General features: G+C 46.8%; 10 protein-coding genes. 3 read left to right on the top strand and 7 right to left on the bottom strand.

Annotation, left to right across the window (positions count from 1 at the left end):
• Positions 1–132: 132 nt before the first annotated feature.
• Positions 133–1761, top strand: a complete 1629-nt coding sequence (locus AAIH57_RS11530) for a helix-turn-helix domain-containing protein (RefSeq protein WP_430021700.1) — start codon at positions 133–135, stop codon at positions 1759–1761.
• A gap of 97 nt (positions 1762–1858) precedes the next feature.
• Here AAIH57_RS11530 and AAIH57_RS11525 read toward each other — a convergent pair whose 3' ends face one another.
• Positions 1859–2434 carry a GbsR/MarR family transcriptional regulator gene (locus AAIH57_RS11525; RefSeq protein ID WP_175398224.1) on the bottom strand — a complete coding sequence of 192 codons (576 nt, stop codon included), beginning with the start codon at positions 2432–2434 and terminating at the stop codon, positions 1859–1861.
• A gap of 493 nt (positions 2435–2927) precedes the next feature.
• Here AAIH57_RS11525 and AAIH57_RS11520 point away from each other — a divergent pair, with 493 nt between their 5' ends.
• Both AAIH57_RS11520 and AAIH57_RS11515 read left to right on the top strand, forming a co-directional pair.
• Complete coding sequence (locus tag AAIH57_RS11520; protein WP_175398223.1) at positions 2928–4157, top strand: quaternary amine ABC transporter ATP-binding protein; 1230 nt, start codon at positions 2928–2930, stop codon at positions 4155–4157.
• The gene (locus AAIH57_RS11515; protein ID WP_430021699.1) at positions 4123–6711 is read left to right on the top strand and encodes a glycine betaine ABC transporter substrate-binding protein; all 2589 of its coding nucleotides are present in this window, start codon (positions 4123–4125) and stop codon (positions 6709–6711) included. The genes AAIH57_RS11520 and AAIH57_RS11515 overlap by 35 nt, the downstream gene beginning before the upstream one ends.
• Positions 6712–6889: 178 nt before the next feature.
• On the opposite strand, the gene AAIH57_RS11510 is transcribed toward AAIH57_RS11515, so the two are convergent.
• From AAIH57_RS11510 to AAIH57_RS11485, 6 genes are all read right to left on the bottom strand, one after another.
• On the bottom strand, positions 6890–7102 hold the full coding sequence (locus AAIH57_RS11510; RefSeq protein WP_095289042.1) for an immunity 17 family protein: 213 nt from the start codon (positions 7100–7102) through the stop codon (positions 6890–6892).
• Between the two features lie 211 nt (positions 7103–7313).
• Positions 7314–12887 carry an S-layer homology domain-containing protein gene (locus AAIH57_RS11505; RefSeq protein ID WP_430021698.1) on the bottom strand — a complete coding sequence of 1858 codons (5574 nt, stop codon included), beginning with the start codon at positions 12885–12887 and terminating at the stop codon, positions 7314–7316.
• A 470-nt stretch (positions 12888–13357) separates the two neighbouring features.
• Positions 13358–14722 (bottom strand): ABC transporter substrate-binding protein, encoded by a 1365-nt coding sequence (locus AAIH57_RS11500; RefSeq protein ID WP_175398220.1) that lies wholly within the window; start codon positions 14720–14722, stop codon positions 13358–13360.
• Between the two features lie 276 nt (positions 14723–14998).
• Entirely contained in the window at positions 14999–15820 is an 822-nt protein-coding gene (locus AAIH57_RS11495; RefSeq protein ID WP_430021697.1) for a carbohydrate ABC transporter permease, read from the bottom strand.
• Positions 15817–16779 (bottom strand): carbohydrate ABC transporter permease, encoded by a 963-nt coding sequence (locus AAIH57_RS11490; protein ID WP_430021696.1) that lies wholly within the window; start codon positions 16777–16779, stop codon positions 15817–15819. The genes AAIH57_RS11495 and AAIH57_RS11490 overlap by 4 nt, the downstream gene beginning before the upstream one ends.
• A gap of 345 nt (positions 16780–17124) precedes the next feature.
• A complete protein-coding gene (locus AAIH57_RS11485; protein WP_175398425.1) occupies positions 17125–18942 on the bottom strand; it encodes an APC family permease in 1818 nt (605 codons plus the stop codon).
• Positions 18943–18991 lie beyond the last annotated feature (49 nt).

The raw sequence follows: 18991 nt of genomic DNA, 5'->3' as shown, positions 1-18991 counted from the left end.
AAAGAGGATTACCCTGAAGCCCTGTGGCTCTCGGTAACCTCTTTTTTATGTTCACAACTATTTTTCAAAAATATCTTCCATATGAGAATGATAATTGTTATCATTAAGAAAATGAGACAAAGGATGGTCCGTATGAATGAACAGCTTCCCTTCATTGCTGAAACCTCAACTCTACCACTCCTCTCTTCCATGTGCCGTGTGCGCCGTGGGGAGAATTTCCGCGTGCATGGCATGACGGTTTCCCGGCCTATGCTGTGTCTTATTTTGCAAGGAAAAGGTATTCTGGTGCTGAATGATGAAGTCCACACAGCTCACACCAACCAATTATTTGTTCTGGAAAAAGGTACAACCATTGAGGCCGCCTCACGCTCCGAAATTACGGAATGTATCCTCTTAAGCATAAACAACGTAAGTTTGCAGAAAGTACGGGGTGAATGGACCATGGCCTCCGAGCCCGGTTTACCATTCCAATGGTCAACAGGTCCAATGCCTGTTCGCCATGAACAGCAGATAGTGTCGCGCTTTGAACAATTATACACAGCCTATCAGGGCGTCCAGCAGGAACATTTTATTAACATACACACCCAGCTTCACGAATTGCTGCAGTACATTTCCGAGAATCGCCTAGAAGTCAACCAGGAGAAGGTCGATCCTGCACTGGAGCGAAGCATTATGTATATGCACCGACACATGGGTGAAGGAATCAGTATGGACCATTTGGCCAAAATCGCCGGACTTACACCGAGCTCATATTCCCGCAGCTTCAAGAAGGCCAAAGACATGTCACCTACAGATTACCTGAATCGCCTGCGAATTGACGAAGCCAAAAAACAGCTGCAGCAGGAGCATCGCTCAATCAAAGATGTCGCTGAATCCGTAGGTTACGGCAACGAGTATTATTTTAACCGCAAATTCAAACAAGCCGTGGGCATTGCGCCCAGTGTATATATAAAGAGAGATCAATTACGGATAGCTACGGCATCCGTCCTCGGTCTGGAGAACCATTTGTCCTCTCTTGGGGTGGAAGCGATAGCGAGTATAAACGGATTCAATGATCAGGAACCAAGCGAGAGTGAACAGCAGCGTGAGCTCACATTGCAATGGAACAAGCTGCGTCAATCGAGGCCCGATCTGATTATTGCTGACTCATACCATGCACCCTATTACGATAAGCTGAAAAGCATTGCTCCAACTATTCTCCTTGAGCACGTCCAGGACTGGAAGCAGCATCATGTCCGTATTGCCGAACTGGTTGGACGGGAAAAACAGGCTTTGGCCAATCTCAAACAGCTCGCATTCAGAACGCTGGATGTAGCCCGACGTCTACAGCAGTTTTTCGATCATGAACGAGTTACACTTGTCGAGGTTAAGCCGCCAATGATCCGGCTTCAGGGGACGATCAATCACCCCCTGAGTCATTTGTTGTACACTGAATTAATGCTGAAGCCTGCACAGATTGCTCCGCCAGAACACCAGTGGGTCGATTACCCTGCGGAGCGCATTCCTTTACTGGACACAGACCACCTGTTTATCCACCGCCTCTCGATGCATCCAGCCAGTGAAAAACTGCTCAGACGTATGAAACAAACGTCCTCATGGAACCGTTCGCCTGCTGTACTGGGCGGCAATGTGCATGATATTTCGAGTTGGCTCACTAAGAGCTGGACACCTTCGGGACGCCACCAGATTATGGACGAACTTGTACATATCGCAGAACAGCATGATGCCCTGTCTCAAACTGGATTAATTGTACAATTCTAGTCGATTTAGGAATGATGTCTGATCTATTTTCTTCATTATAAATAGACAAGCAAAAAAAAGGCGCCTCCATTTCAGGAGAGCGCCTTTTGGTTTCGTGCTAGGAGTTGTCTTGAATTTCTTCCCGCGGAACCAGTTTGTAGATTTCTTCATCTTCCATGGTGTCGATCAGTCGATCCAGCCATTTGTAATATGCTTCCGCCTGTAACACTTTATTTTTGTCTTCCTTTAGAATGTGAAGAAGTTCGGCATCTGCATGCTCGTCCAGGTCTTTAATCAATCGATTTAGCTCCTCAACTGACTTGCGCAGTACCTGAAGGTTACTCTCCACAGCTTTTCTCCATTTGATCGCAAAATAATCCGTAAACGTCTGGTGCCAGTCATACTCCACTTCATATAGGTCTTTCCGTGAGCCTTTGCTCCATACCTTATTTACCATTTTCAGATCCAGCAGTGTACGTACGCCGGTACTCATGCTTGTTTTGCTCATTTCCATTTCCCGGCCCATATCGTCAAGGGTCATTGGTTTGTCTGCAAAAAAAAGCAATCCATATAAGTGTCCCGTGGACAGCGTAACGCCGTATAGATCCATATTGCGCCCGATAGCTTCAATGACGCGTTTCCGGATTCTAAGAACGGTTGCCTGCTGTTCTTCTTGTAAATGGTCCAAGCCCATGCTTGCAACCTCCATTCTGAACATTCCCAGTCTTGGCACAAATAATTGCAACCATACAAGATTCTGCTTACATGGGAAAGCATCCGGCCGGACATCCTATATGCCAGAGGGCTTCGTTCACCCAATGTATGAAAATGGAACCTTAACCGGTTGCATCTGCCTACGACTATCTTTTAACCAAAAACAGCTTAAATTAGCTCATTTTCTATTGTAGGAAAAGCAATATCAAATGTAAAGGCGGCTTATTAGCCATAATAAGGAGTAAAATAGAGCATTCGGACGGAAAACTTTGTACAGTTTTTACTGTACAAACATTATGTACTGTTTATTCGGTTGCTATACTGGTTAAGTATTGTTACAATTTATAACGTTACCCAGAAAGACGGGAAGCGAAGCAACAATTACCGGATTTCGTGGCTGGGCGCACAAGTGTATGGGCTTGTGGATGCTGAAAGCCGTTCGAAGTGCACAACACATCAGAAGGGGTGAAAACATGACCATACTTGAAGTAAAGAATGTAAGTAAACTGTTTGGCCCCCAAACCGAGCAAGGTCTGCAATTACTGGAGCAAGGTTGGGGAAAAGAAAAGTTGGCCAAAGAAAAACAGATAACGGTTGGTGTCAACCGGGTCAACATGGAGATTAAGCAAGGTGAGATTTTTGTCATCATGGGACTTTCGGGGAGTGGTAAATCCACGCTGGTTCGTATGTTCAATCGCCTGATTGAACCGACATCCGGAGAAATTCTCGTCCATGGCAAGGACCTACGTAAAATGAACAAAGAACAATTGCGCGAAGTGCGCCGGAAAACGATCAGTATGGTATTTCAGAAGTTTGCGTTATTCCCGCACCGTACCGTTCTTGATAATGTGGAGTATGGACTTGAAATCCAAAAGGTTGATAAAGCCGTTCGCCGGGAAAAAGCGAAAACCTCACTCGAACTGGTTGGGCTCAAAGGCTGGGAAGACAAGATGCCGGATGAGCTGAGTGGCGGGATGCAGCAGCGTGTTGGTCTGGCTCGTGCACTTGCCAATGACCCGGAAGTGCTTTTAATGGATGAGGCGTTCAGTGCGCTTGACCCACTGATTCGCCGAGATATGCAGGACGAACTGATTGAGCTTCAGGATAAAATGAAAAAGACCATTATTTTCATTACCCATGACTTGGACGAAGCGCTGCGCATCGGCGATCGTATTGCCCTCATGAAGGACGGCGCTGTCGTGCAGATCGGTACTCCGGAAGAAATTATGATTCAACCGGCCAACTCGTATGTGGCCCGCTTCGTCGAAGACGTGGACTTGTCCAAAGTCCTCACGGCTGCTCATGTTATGCGGCGCCCTGAAACGATTACGCTTGACCGTGGTCCTCGTGTTGCCCTCGAATTAATGCGCGAACGTGGTATATCCAACCTGTTTGTCATTGACCGATCGAAGAAGTTGCTTGGTGTCATCACTGCAGAAGATGCATCCCGTGCGATGCGCGAGAGCAAAACATTGAATGACATTCTGATTACAGATGGACCAACAGTTCCACCTGAAACTCTGATCCACGAATTGTTTGAAATTACAAGTTCAGCCCATGTGCCTCTCGCTGTGGTCGGTGAGAATGGCCGTCTGCAAGGTGTTATCGTCCGCGGTGCCCTGCTGGGTGCTCTTAGCGGTGAAGTTGCAGTAAAGGAGGAACTCGTGAATGATTCCCAAAATACCACTAGCGTCGTGGATTGAAGCCATCGTTGACTGGATGAGCTCCTCGCTCTCCGGATTATTTAATGTAATTTCTATCATTATTCAGGAAGTTGTCGGATTTTTCTCAGGGCTGTTCATGCTCCCACATCCGCTCCTGTTTATTGCCATACTTGGTGTACTGGCGTTCCTTGTTGGCCGGCTGCCACTTACCCTGTTTACGGTTATCGGTTTCTTGCTTGTAGATAACCTGGGATATTGGGCTCAATCCATGGATACACTCGGCCTGGTTATTACATCAGGATTGATCTCCATCCTGCTTGGTGTACCGGTCGGAATCTGGCTCGCATACAGCAAAACTGCATCGCGCATTATTACGCCTCTGCTTGATTTCATGCAGACGATGCCTGCATTTGTTTACTTGCTGCCAGCCGTTACGTTCTTTAGTCTTGGTGTAGTTCCAGGTGTAATCGCGTCTGTCATATTTGCGATTCCGCCAACCATTCGTTTGACTCACCTGGGTATCAAACAGGTATCTGGCGAACTGGTCGAAGCTGCTGATGCGTTTGGTTCAACTTCCATGCAAAAGTTGTTCAAAGTACAACTTCCACTCGCCTTGCCTACTGTCATGTCGGGTATCAACCAAACGATCATGCTGTCGCTGTCCATGGTTGTCATTGCATCCATGATCGGTGCACAGGGTATTGGTGCGGAAGTATACCGTGCGGTAACACAGCTTCAAATTGGTAAGGGTTTTGAAGCGGGTCTGGCTGTCGTGGTACTCGCGATTGTACTCGATCGTTTCACACAAAATCTGTTCATGCCTGGTCGCAAAAAGACCTCTCGTTTATCTGGCAAACAGAAAGCATGGATTGCTGCAGCTGCTACACTCGTTGTACTCGTTGCAGGCTTTTCCCAATATTTCACTGGTAACAGTTCTTCTGCCGGTGGCAACAACACAGCAGCAAACGCTGTAGGTGAAGAAGTCAATTACCAGATCATTGGTATTGATCCAGGTGCAGGGATCATGAAGTCCGCTGCAAAAGCGATTGAAGATTACAATCTATCCGACTGGACCCTCATTGAAGGATCTGGTGCAGCCATGACTGCGACACTGGACAAAGCGCTTAAAGCTGAACAACCGATCATTATTACAGGCTGGACTCCGCACTGGATGTTCAACAAATATGATCTGAAATATCTGGAAGATCCTCAGAAATCCTTCGGTGATGCTGAAGAAATTCACACCATTGCACGTAAAGGGTTGAAAGAAGATCATCCTGTCGCTTATGAATTCCTGTCCCGCTTCCAATGGTCATCGGATCAAATGGGCGAAATGATGATTGCCATTCAGGGCGGTACTTCTCCAGAGCAAGCGGCCAAAGATTATGCGGAGAAACATGCCGATCAGATTGCCGAATGGACTAAAGGTCTGACTCCTGTTAATGGCGACGAATTCAAACTGAGCTATGTTGCTTGGGATTCCGAGATCGCCAGCACCAATTTGCTGAAATATGTGATGGAAAACAAACTGGGCTATAAAGTAAACGCCCTGCAGGTTGAAGCCGGACCGATGTGGACGGGTGTTGCCTCAGGCGACGTAGACGCCTCGCCAGCAGCTTGGCTTCCGTTAACTCACGCTGACTACTGGGATCGTTATAAAGACCAGGTCGATGATCTGGGTGCTAATATGACGGGAGTACGTACAGGTCTCGTGGTTCCTTCATACATGACGGACGTGAATTCGATTGAAGATCTGGAAACCGGTGCTGCTTCCTCCGCGCCAACAGCTAATGCCAATGTAGGCGATGAAGTGAACCATCAGATCATCGGTATCGATCCAGGTGCAGGCATTATGAGATCCACAGCAAGTGCCATTGAGAAATACGGTTTGTCCAACTGGAAACTGGTTGAAGGTTCAGGAGCCGCAATGACAGCTACGCTGGATAAAGCTGTTAAGAATAAGGAACCGGTTATCGTTACTGGCTGGACACCCCATTGGATGTTCAACGCATACGACCTGAAATACCTGGAGGATCCGGAAGGTGTCTACGGTGAAGCCGAACAGATTCATACGATTGCCCGTAAAGGGTTAAAGGAAGACAAACCGGTCGCTTATGAATTCCTGGATCGCTTCTCTTGGACAACTGAAGAGATGGGTGAAATGATGATCGCTATTCAAAATGGAGAAGATGCCCAGCAAGCTGCTGCTGCTTATTCAGAGAAGCATAGTGACCAAGTGGCTGAGTGGACCAAAGGTCTGACTCCAGTGAATGGCGAATCCATCAAACTAAGTTATGTGGCCTGGGACTCCGAAATTGCAAGTACCAACTTGCTGGAATATATTCTGAAGGAAAAACTCGGTTACAATGTAACTTCCCTTCAAGTTGAAATCGGTCCAATGTGGACGGGCATCGCCAACGGTGATGTAGATGCTACGCCAGCCGCATGGTTGCCACTTACTTCATCAGATTATTACAACAAATATAAGGATCAGATCGATGATCTGGGTCCGAATATGGACGGTGCCAAAACAGGTCTGGTTGTACCAGCCTACATGGACATCAATTCCATTGCAGATTTAAAAGATAATTAAACCAGATCGAGTTGAATCAACCTCAATTTGGAAAAAAGACCACCGAATTTTTCGGTGGTCTTTTTTTATATGCTGCTTTTTCTGGAATTCGAGCAACCTGATTTCATTAAGGCTAGATCTCATTTGAGATGTACTTCTAGTGGAGCTATGTAGGTATACTTTGAACTGAACTACTACCTTATCCGATAAGTAACAATAACACACCAATTGTAATGAGTACTACACCCAAAATGCCATAGACTACCCTTGCTGCCTGTCGCCCAATCGTTTTCACGAAAAGTCCTGCCTGAAAGGTACTCATGAACCAATCCCAATTTTTCATACCGCCCAACATGCTGAAAATCCCTGCGATTATGGCAACCAATGCAAGCAAGATTGGTTGATCCTGCATATCATCACCCCTTCCAATATAATCCTGTTTACTATACTCGCTCATGGTGAAAATGAACAGTAATTAATAGTAAAAAAACGGCTTACAGATTATGATCTGCAAGCCGTTTAATCGAGTGCTAGAAGTTAAACTCTTTTAAGATTTGTAGGCATTTGACCAAACCTGACCTGTTTCTGATTGCGAAGCATCATTTCTTTAATACGGATTCTGGTTATAGCTCACTTGCCGACATCAGCAGCGTCACCACTTCTGCACGGGTTGCATTCGCAAGCGGATTAAACTTGTTATTGCCTTTGCCCTTAATCAATCCTGCTTCATAAGCTGCTGCAATGTAAGGAACTGCCCATGCCGGAACTTGATTTGCATCTGTGAAGCTTAACGTTGCATTGGATTCGATCGGAAGTCCCAGCGCTCTTACCAGCATGACTGTCATTTCCACACGTGATACTTTGCCTGATGCACGGAATGTCTCATCGGTATATCCGCTGATAATGCCTTGCTCAACCGCCTGAGCTATAAACGATTGTGCCCACGCCGGGATTTTATCAGCATCCTTGAACGTTAACGCTTTGCTGCTGGCTGGAAGTTCGAATGCTCTCGCAAGCATTACCGCAAATTCAGCACGTGTAGCCGAAGCATTAGGACGGAAATTACCGTCTGCATATCCGTTCACAATTCCCCGGGAAATGGCCTGCTCGATTGCAGCAGCTGCCCAGTGATTGCCGATATCCTTGAGAATGACGCCCGGATTCGGTGTTGTCGTTCCACCATTTCCATTACCAGGAACTGATGGCGTTGTTGGAGTGGTCGGATTGGTTGGTGTTGTTGGTGTTGTTGGTGTTGTTGGTGTCGTTGGTGTCGTTGTGCCTCCACCACTATTGCCACTGCCCGGATTGCTGCCATTGTTGCCTCCACCATTACCAGGATTACTTCCGTTCCCATCACCTGGAAGCGGAGATCCTTTCAGATCCGTACTGCGTCCTTCTGTTGTCTGATTGACTACACCCACTCGATCCAGATGCTCATGGAAGACCTCATAGTCTACCAGATTTAGTTCATAGAAGCGGTTGGCATCCTTCGCTGCTCTCATGGCGCGGTAGAAGTCTCCCCCATTCGCCATAAAGGAGTTCGTTGCCACGATATAATATCCGTTTGGATCAATATCCGTGTACGTACCATCCGCATTTTTGATTTGCACTTTCACTACGCGTTGACCCTCTTGCGTCACGGTATTGGTCGCAGAATCAATTTTCTCGCCCGGTTTGGTGGAATCATAGTAGAAGCGCATGCCCGATACTTGCGGGAAGCGTCCTTCAGCTGTTTCCACACCACTTACACCATTTTCGAGTGCAGCTGTAATTTCCTTACCTGTCATTTTCAGTGCAGACAGATTGTTACCGAATGGCATAACGGTGAGCAGATCACCCAACGTAATGTCACCTTTCTGGAACGATGCCCGGATACCGCCGCCGTTTTGAATGGCCACATATCCTTTCACGTCGTTTTCCTTGACGATGGATTTCACTTTTTCCAGCATGCCGTCTGTCATGAGGTTACCTAGGTTGGTTTCCTGCTTACGCACGTTACCACGTTCTCCATTGAGGAATACGTTCGTTTTGCCGATAACTTCTTTCTTGAAGTCTTCCAGCAGTGGTGCATATTCTGCCAGCTTTGCTTTTGCTGCCGGGTCATCTTGATATACATATTTACCCGCGGAATCCTTTGCATCCAGGCTCAGCAATTTGCCATTCCACGTTTTCAACACACCCTCTGCATCGAACGTGACATCCAGTTGACCCAGGGACACATCATATTCTCCTGTTTGGACAACCAGAATCGGTTCAGCATGAGCTTCGACCACAACTGGCTCGCTTAGAATCGTATGTGAGTGACCACCCACTACAATGTCGATGCCTTCCACGGCTTCTGCCAGCTTCAGGTCTTCCGAGTACCCCAGATGAGTCAGTGCAATAATTTTGTTAATGCCTTCTTGCTCCAGCATGGCAACTGTTGCCTGTGCACTTGCAATGTAATTCTCGAACTTCAGATCATCTCCCGGTGAGGACAGGGATACGGTATCCGTAGTCGTTAAGCCGAAGATTCCGACCTTCTCGCCGTCTACTTCCGTAATGATAGCCGGATAGATCTCAGCATTCTCAGCTGATTGTCCGATGGTATCTTTGTATAAGCTGCCCAGGTTGGCATCCTTCGTAAAGTCGATATTGGCACTTACAAATGGGAACTCCGCTTTTTCAATGAATTCCTTGAGCACGCTTGTGCCTTTATCGAACTCATGGTTACCAAAGGTCATTGCGTCGTATCCGATCATGTTCATGAATTCCAGATCCGCTTGACCATTGAAGAGATTGAAATACAAGGTTCCAGAAAACACGTCTCCGGCATCCAGCACCAAGGTGTTCTCGTTGCGTGTTTCTTTGATCGCCGTTACGCGGCGCGGAATGTTATCCAAGTGCGCGTGCGTGTCGTTGGTATGCAATACACGAAGGTTGAAGTCGCCCTCTTCTTCACTGCTGCCAATGCTCAATTGTGCAAGCAGAGGATCATGGTCACTGACGCGTCCATCAGCTGTTTCAAAATCCGCATTCACATGCACCACTTCAATGGCTGCCGTTTCAGACAGATTTTTGCTCACCAAAATGTGGTCCAGTGTTTGTGAATTGCCATCATAGATGTAGGAATAGCGTTTATTTTCTGGCAGCTTATTCACCAGATTGTCCAGTTCATTGCCTTCGATAATATTCAATGTCTTCGAGAACTGGAAGTCATTGAAATCCCCAAGCACAGCTATATTTACGTTAGGATCTTTATCTAAGAGTTCTTTCACAAAACCATTCACTGCCGCTGCCTGTCTGGCACGCTGAATTTCACTGCTTCGTGTCGCAGGCTGTATACTTCCATACGGTTTCAGATCGCCACCTTTGGAATTAAGGTGATTCGCAATCACGACTACTCGTTCTCCATTAAATTCGAACTCAGCTGCAAGAGGTTTACGTGAGCTGGCAAATGCATCGTTTGTTGGATCAATACGCCCTGGATTCAGGGACAGCGTTCCATCCGATTCCACTTGGATTCCTGTTGCAGCATCTCCCTTATTTCCTTGTTTCAAGGAAACACGCGCCTCGTTGTACAGGAAGCCTACACGAATGTTGGCACCCGGAGCCCCGCCATCCAGATTGTTTACCGGAGCAATATCCGTGTACTTATAAGTAGGACCACCATTACTAGCAATTGCATCAATTAAGGTCTGGAAGCTCGCATCCGCAGCAGTTGTTCCGCTGTCGGTTGCTCCATCGTTATCCTGTACTTCCATGATACCAATAACGTCAGGATTCTTAAGGTTGTTGACCACAATACCACCGATTTTCACTGCTCTTGCAGCATCCTTCTGACTGAAATTCTCCACGTTGAAGGTTGCAATCGTCAGTTTATCATCAGCTTGCTTAATGACCGTTGTTGCCTGTTTAAGGTCACTCGAAATAATTGCCGGCAAATTCCCTTCCGGAGCTACCTTATAATTGCCGTTAGCGTAAGTCATCACACCTTTGACAGAATCCGCGAGCTTGTCCCCCGTTTTAACGGCCTGAGAAGGCTTTTTATTGATAAACAGCCGCTGTGGATTCAGGGAGCTCTCGAATGGTTCCACACCATCTCCTGTCAGAATGACGCCTCCTGCAGGCGTTCGTAACGGATTGTTTTCACCATTATCTACTACGACTGCCAGTCCTGGTTCACTAGAATACGGACCGATAATCGTGGCTTGATCAAGCTGTACTCTCATGCCTTCCAGACTTTCGTAAAAGTCAATTGCATCCATATCTGGGTTAAACTCACCGAACTGATCGGAATCAATTACGGTAGGGATCATACGGCCATTCTTCCCAAGGATTACAGGTTCAGGCAGCGTCTGATTTTCACCGTCAACCGTAACTGCTGTAGCAACAATTTCAGTTGTCGCCAGCTCGGTCGCTGCTGTCGCATATTCCTTCACTTGACCGGATACGCTGACTTTGTTGCCTACCGCCATTCCATGAGTAGATTTATAAATAAGGATGCCCTCGGATGTATTTATGTCGTCATCTTCCATGCCAGGAATCTCCTGCATATAGAACGAACTTGCATTGACAACATGAGTCACGATACCTTCAACATTTTGGACAGCCAGACCATCATACAGAGAGTTATGAGATGCTCCTTGAATATCGTGGATTCTCAGGTTGTCCAGCTCCTGAAGAACGGTGTACGTAAAGCTATATACATCACTTGTGTTTCCCCCTGATACGGCGATCGCTTTAACAACCGTATCTTCGTCTACTGTGATTGGGCCACTATAAAGGATAGATGTTTGGGTTGGTTCTGTTCCATCAACCGTGTAATAAATTTTCGCTCCTGCTGTTGGTGAGGATAAGGTCACGCTTGATCCTTTGACAATACCACCGGACGGAGCACTGGCTGTTACGGAGAGCAAATTTTCGACAACATCTGCTGCTGTACGTGGAATGAGCTCAAGGCCATAGCTTGTGTGATAAGTCATGACACCTGTCACTTTTTCGTATGTTTTGCCTGCTGCCAGTGCCGTTGGACTATTCTTCGCATAGATCGTAATCTCTGCACCATCGGCATCTGTCGCATAGAAGGTAGAACTGCTGCTTCTTGTCACTGTGACTTCATTCACTTCGACAAGCATCCCCTCAAAAATACCGCCTGCACCCTTGCCTCCGCCCTCAGCCGGCATGAAGTCTTTGGATTTCAGAGTGATCGGTGCTGGAATTTCTTGATTCTTGTCCAGAATTTTGATGTAACCGCCTGGGAACCCGGCCTTGTCTTTCTCTATCTGAAGCAAACCGTTATAAATAGTGAGTGGGCCATACGCTTCAATACGGTCTCCCGGCTCTACTGTGGAATCCGTTCCCCGAACGACGATTCCGGCATTCTCATCCTGGATGTACAGATTGGCCATACCTCCAGACTCTTCCCGGTAGGTCACAATCCCTTGAACGGTAACCGGGGTGTTCTCCGATTGGTTCCTGGCACTGGAGATGGAGATTGGCGTATTATCCACGATTGTATAATCGAAATTGGTAACATCACTATTTTCTAGACCGTCTTTTGCTGCATAGGTTTCAATATAAGTTGCATCATTTACTGTAATGGGTACGGTGTATGGGAGGTAGTCGGTGTCGTCATTTTGCTTGTAGTAGACTGCGGCACCAACTGTGGTTGTTGCAAGAGTAACCTTTGTTCCAGCTGGAACCGTACCTGAGGAGGGACTAGCGGTAACGTTTGCCGCTTTGGTTTCAGGTGTCTCATCAATCAGTTGGAAGGTGGTAGTTGAGGTAACAGAGCGTATACCTTTGGAACTAAAGTATTGAGACAACGTGCCATTGTTAATACGAACTTTGGATTTATACAAGGAAGGATTGCTTTGTAGACCGAAAATGCTTCGGGGAGCAGATGTAGGCACCTGAACAGGCATCATCTTGCTGATATTTGTTTCTTCAGGGCTATCTGCGATTGCAAAATTAGTATCCAGTGTAAATGGTGAATTCAGATTTACGTTTGGACCATTACTAAACGTTCCTACGACATAACCTTCCACCGTGGCGGATGAGTCATTTGATTCCATAGCTAGTGCCTGAGCAACCGTCAACGGCTCGTCCGCAGCAGCTGCCTTGCTGTTAAATAACCCAACCGGAATAGCCCCTGTGATGAGAAGTACCATGGCTAAGAATAATCTGAGCCAACTCCTTATTTGCTTACTATACATCCTTTTCCTACCCCCATGTTTCGAATTTGCAATCATTTGTTCAAAGAGCTTGTACATTGGTTCATATATAAGATAACTGAACTCCTTTATGATGTAAACTATATTCTTGTCATTTGATATAAATTAGGACATATACTTTACACAGTTTTAATAAATAATGTTTTAAAATCAATTATAGGACCATGTTTTGATGAAAAACGTGACTTTATGTCTCGAAATAATCATTAAGCCATGCGCATTTGACCATTTTAAGTTAGGTATTATTACATACTGTTACAATCAAATATTTTTCTCGACATAAACTGATAACATTTTAATATTAAAAGAAGTGTTAACCCGAATCTTGATCATACTTTTAGACACAGCAAAACGATGCGACGTTCCATTATGAGCGCCGCATACGCTGTGTTGTTATATAATACTTCGATACTGTACCTAACGGATGATTCCGTTGGATTACTAAACTTTTCTTATTTCTTCACTGTACTGTTATACTGTGCAATCTTGTCTGTAATTTGTTTTGCTGCAGCATCCAGCGCTTCTTGCGGTGTACCTTGTCCGTTCAGTACAGTTTCGATCGCTGTTTCGACAAGTTGTCTGGCTTCGGGGAACACACCCATTACGGCCCCGGATGTTGCTGTCGAATCAGCGGAAGCGTGCAATTGGTCGACTGCTGTCTGGAATTGCGGGTACTTCGCCATATTATCCTTTAATACTTGCTGATCGTAGGCTGCTGTCGTAATTGGGAAGTATCCTGTCGCAACACTCCAGTTGGCCTGTACTTCAGGTGTCGCCAAATACTTGATGAATTCCCAGGCAGCTTGCTGTTGTGCTTCCGACTTGTTGTTCATGATGTACAAGCTTGCGCCACCAACTACCACGCCGCCTTCTTTGGCATCTGCCGGACGAGGCAGGAAGCCTGTTCCGAGTTCAAACTTGTCGCCAGCGCCTTCTACAATTTTGCGCAATCCAGCGGTAGAATCCAGTGTCATGCCGATTTGCTCTGCCGTAAATGCTGCGGTTGTATCGTCTGTGCTGCGACCCAGATTGGAGAGGGTCTTCTCATCAATCATCTTCTTCCACCACGTCAGTGTTTTCACACCCGCTTCGGAGTTCAGCAGGGATTCCGTCGCTGCAGCATCTCTTCCGTTACCATTGTTTACATAATCTGCATTCTGGTTCGCAAAGAACTGCTCCATAAACCAGCCATAGATCGCCATGGATGCACCCGGCTTGCCGTCTTTCGCCAGAGCTTTCGCAGCCTGTTCAAACTCTTCATAGGTTTTCGGCGGATTCTCCGGATCGAGACCTGCTGCCTTGAACATGTCCTTGTTGTAGTACAGAATCGGGTTCGAAGTGTTAAAAGGCATCGCGTTCAGTTTGCCATCAATCGTGTAATAACGGATGATGTTCGGCTCCAGTTTGGACAGGTCAAACTTGTCTTTGTCGATAAAGTCCTGTACTGGTGTAATCATGCCTGAATCGATCATAAACTTGCTGCCGATCTCGTATACCTGAATGATGTCCGGACCGCTGTCCGATCCCATGGATGCTTTCAGTTTGTTCAAACTCTCATCGTACTTCCCTTGATAGATTGCTTTCACCTGAATGTCTGGGTGACTTGCATTGAAATCGGAAGCGAGCTGGTTAATGGCTTTCTCTCCTGCTCCAGACATCGAGTGCCACCATGTCAGTTGAGTCGGTTCGGCAGCTGCCGCATCCGCTTGAGCACCACTCGCCGGACTGCTTGTCTCTGTTTTGCCGCCGCAGGCGGATATAACCAACATTAGTGCAGCCAGCATTAAAGCAAATGTCCCTCTTTTTTTCAAACGCATAATCTCTCTCCTTTTTTTGTGGCTCATTTCAAAAATCAATCTTGGGAATTCTGCAAGGTGGCCGTTACGGTCACGAATCGTTCTTCAGATTGCTGTTATCCCCGGATTCTTTTATTCCACTCTTTAGAGGGATAATCCGGTGCTAAACGCAAACGCTTCGCTTCTTCAGAATCGACTTCGTCCCCTCCACTACTTTCGCAGTTTCTCAATAAATGATCTTAAGAGTGCGCCTTATTTATTCGCTCCTTGGTATCAAAACCCGCCAGCCTGACTTAATTAGCCTTTCAGCGCGCCTGCAGCCATACCGCGGACAAGCTGTTTCAAACCGAAAACCAGCAGCAACAGGGAAGGCAAGATGACAAGTGCAGTTCCGGCAAACACCAGGTTCCATGCCGTGGACTCCTGGAATTCCAGCATCGAAATTCCAATCTGAACCGTTCTCATCTCTGGGGTGTTTGTAACAAGCAGTGGCCACAGATAGGAGTTGTACATATTCAGGAATGAATAGATGGCCAGTGTTCCAAGTGCAGGACGGGAAAGTGGCAGGACATGCGATACGAAATACCGGATATGCCCGCATCCATCGATCTTCGCCGCCTCAAATAACTCCTTCGGCAGCTGCATGAAGAACTGCCTCAGCAGGAATGTGCCAAATGCCGTTGCCAGAAACGGTACGGTAAGCCCTTGGTAACTATCCAGCCACCCCCAACTGCGTATAGTCAGATAATTGGGGATCATGGTGACTTCCCAAGGGATCATCATCGTTGCAACGAACATGCTGAAAATGATGTTTTTTCCTTTAAACTGCATTTTGGCAAAGGCATATGCAGCCATACTGGCTGTTATCAGCTGCCCGAGCATCGTCAGACCCGCAACCAGGAACGTATTACCGATAAACGAACCAATCGGAACGATATCAAACACTTCGGTAAAGTTGGATAAATCGATCGATTGCGGAATGATATGCGGCGGATAGGCGCTCGCATCCTCGGGTGTCATGACTGCCATGAAAAAGGTATACAGCACCGGATAGAGCACAAGCGCTGCACAGATGGTAAGCAGTACATACAACAGCGTCTTCATCCAAGGTGTTTTCATTGGTAGTGTACTTTCCTTTCCACCCACTTGAACTGAATCAGGGTCAGCAGCATAATGACCGCAAACAGGATGAGTGCCTGTGCACTTCCCGTTCCGAAGCGGAAATTAACGAAGGCTTCCTGATAGATGGAATAGACGAATACATTGGTACTGTCCATTGGGCCACCACGGGTTAATATGTTAATCTGTCCAAACGATTGAAATGCACCAATAATCGATACAACCGTAACAAAAAACAGAGTTGGTGAAAGCAGCGGCATGGAGATTTTACGAAACGTAAGCAGAGGACCTGCACCATCAATCTTCGCACTTTCGTAAATTTCATCCGGGATGCCCTGCAATCCGCTGGACAAGATAATGTAATTGAATCCGAGATTCATCCAGATCGTCATGATGGAAATAGAGATTAACGCCCAATCCGGGCTGGTCAGCCAAGGGATGGGATCGATGCCCACTTTGCCGAGCAGATAATTCAACATGCCCAGAGTCGGGTGGAACAGAAATTTCCAGATGACGGCCGATGAACCGACAGATAATACAACGGGCAGAGAAAATACAAACTGGAACAAGCGCATGCCTTTGAAACGGTTGTGGGTCAATGCAGCCAGGATCAAAGCAGCCAGGATGCCGGTTGGCACGGTGAACAGGACAAACAGCAGCGTTACTTTCATGCCCTGCAGAAACAGTCCTGACTGAAACACGGCTTTGAAATTGTCCAATCCCACATAGGCCGCGATCTGCCCGGTAGGGTCTGTGGAGTGCAGACTCAAATATACGGACTTGAACATCGGATAAAACAGAAACACTGCAAACAAAAGCAGCGATGGTGCCAGGAAACCATAGGCCAGCAAATTCTCCCGCATCCGCTGCACTCGCAGCGAAGCTGTCCGGCGCTCTTTGGTATCGGATACGCGCCGTCTGGCGGCGGGCAAGCTGATCCGGTTGTCAAGTTCACTCATCGGATTTTCTTCCCCCTTGGTCTACGCATTCGGTGTGTGAACTTCGCTTGAACTTCAACACCACATGATCTAGTGTAAGACTCAAATGTCACAGCAGAATTCACTCAGAATCAACGCAGCGTTAATCGTGGACAAGGGACTTTACCCGATGAGCGAGCATTCACCTAGCCAGATTGTACTTATAAACGAACGAAAAAAACCGCAAGAACCCCCATTTCGGGAGTATTCCTGCGGTTCGTTGTGTAAACAAAATATTAACAGGGATGCCGTAATATCCTCATCCTTTTTTTACAATAATCTACAATAAGTCCAAATGAACCGTCGACAAAGGGGAGACGCAGCAATCTACCGATTAAGATGATACGGGACCGTTGTCACGATGACGTCCTTGTAGTTAATCAGATAGGCGCGAATCATGAAGCTGGTCTGGTTATGCAGTACATTTTGCCACCAATGCTTGGTGATGAATTGCGGAATTAGAATCGTGATGTGATCAGTCTCGGCCGTTTTCCATTCCACGGTATCTATGAATTTCTTCAGCGGACCCATAATGCTGCGATATCTCGATTTAATAACAACCAGCCGAACGCCAGGATTCCATTCCTCCCACTTCAACTCCATTTTGCGAATAGCCTCATCATCGAACCCGATATACAAGGCGACTACGTGATCCGACATGGTCTGCGCGTAGCTGATTGTGTTCATGACGACCCGCGTGATGCCAGCCACAGGAATGACGATGGTATTGCCTTTTTTGGCCGGCTTATCTAGTTTGATATCAATGCGCAGTTCATCTGCAATGTTGCAGTAATGGCGGTGAATACGCATGAAGGCATATACGACGAGCGGCAAAAAGATAAAAATGACCCACGTTTGCGTAAACTTGGTGAAAATGAAGATCAATGTAATTGAAAGTGTAGTCAGCATACCAATTGTATTTACCAACAGTTTCATCTGCCAGCCAGACGGCTTGACTCTGATCCACCGAATCATCATGCCGAGCTGTGACAACGTGAATGGAATGAACACACCCACCGCGTAGAGCGGGATCAGGCTTTCCGTATTTCCTTTGAATCCAACAACAAGCAAGGCCGACATAACACTCAGAAAAATAATGCCATTCGAGAAGCCCAGCCGGTCTCCCCTAACCATAAACATATGAGGCATATATTTGTCCTTGGCCATCATGAAGGACAGCAGAGGGAATGCGGAATAGGCCGTATTCGCTGCCAGGAACAGGATCAGCGCAGTCACACCCTGGATGATAAAGTACATCCATCCCCTGCCAAAAGTCGCTTCGGCAATCTGTGAAATGACCGTGGCGTGGGGATCAGGCTTCACCCCGTAACCGAAGGCCAGCAAGGTGATTCCGATAAACATAACCCCGAGAATGCATCCCATGAGCATTAGCGTTCCGGCTGCATTTTTCTCTGCAGGTTGTTTGAAGTTCGGGATGGCATTACTTACTGCCTCCACGCCAGTCAGAGCCGAACAGCCTGAACTGAATGCTTTTAGCAGCAGAAACATACTCACATGAGACAGACTTGTTCCGAACTCAGGCGCGGCTGCTTCCATGCCACCAGCAAGAAACTTAATTCCGCCTGATATAATCAAAATGGCAATCGAGAAGATAAACAGATAAATCGGGATGGCCAGGACTGACGCCGACTCCGTGACTCCCCGCAAGTTCATTATGGTTAGAAAGATAATCATAATTAGCGCAATCACAACACTGTAGTCATGCAGCACGGGAAAGGCCGAGGTGATGGCATCCGTCCCGGCGGACGAGCTTACGGCAACCGTTAAAATATAGTCGACCAGCAGAGATCCACCGGCAATCAGGCTCGGTGTTGTACCCAAATTATCCTTGGCTACAATATAAGCGCCGCCCCCCGTTGGATAAGCAAATATGGTCTGTCGATAGGAAAAAATTAAAATGACGAGTAATCCCAGCACAGCAATGGAGATAGGCACAGAATACCATAGGGCCGCAAATCCGGCTGCTGCCAGCACCAATAAAATCTGTTCCGTACCATAAGCAACGGAGGATAGCGCATCAGAGGACAGAATGGCGAGTGCCTTCCATTTCCCCAATTTTTCTGCATCCAGTTCAGTCGATTTCATCGGTCTGCCGATTAAGATTCTCTTCATTTTGCCAAGCATCATCATAACTTCCTTCCATCTCTCATCTGTGAAGCATTGTTATTATGCA

It is taken from the genome of Paenibacillus sp. MABNR03 (assembly GCF_050455445.1).
GTDB lineage: Bacteria > Bacillota > Bacilli > Paenibacillales > Paenibacillaceae > Paenibacillus > Paenibacillus xylanilyticus.
This window is presented reverse-complemented; position numbering and strand designations above follow the sequence as displayed.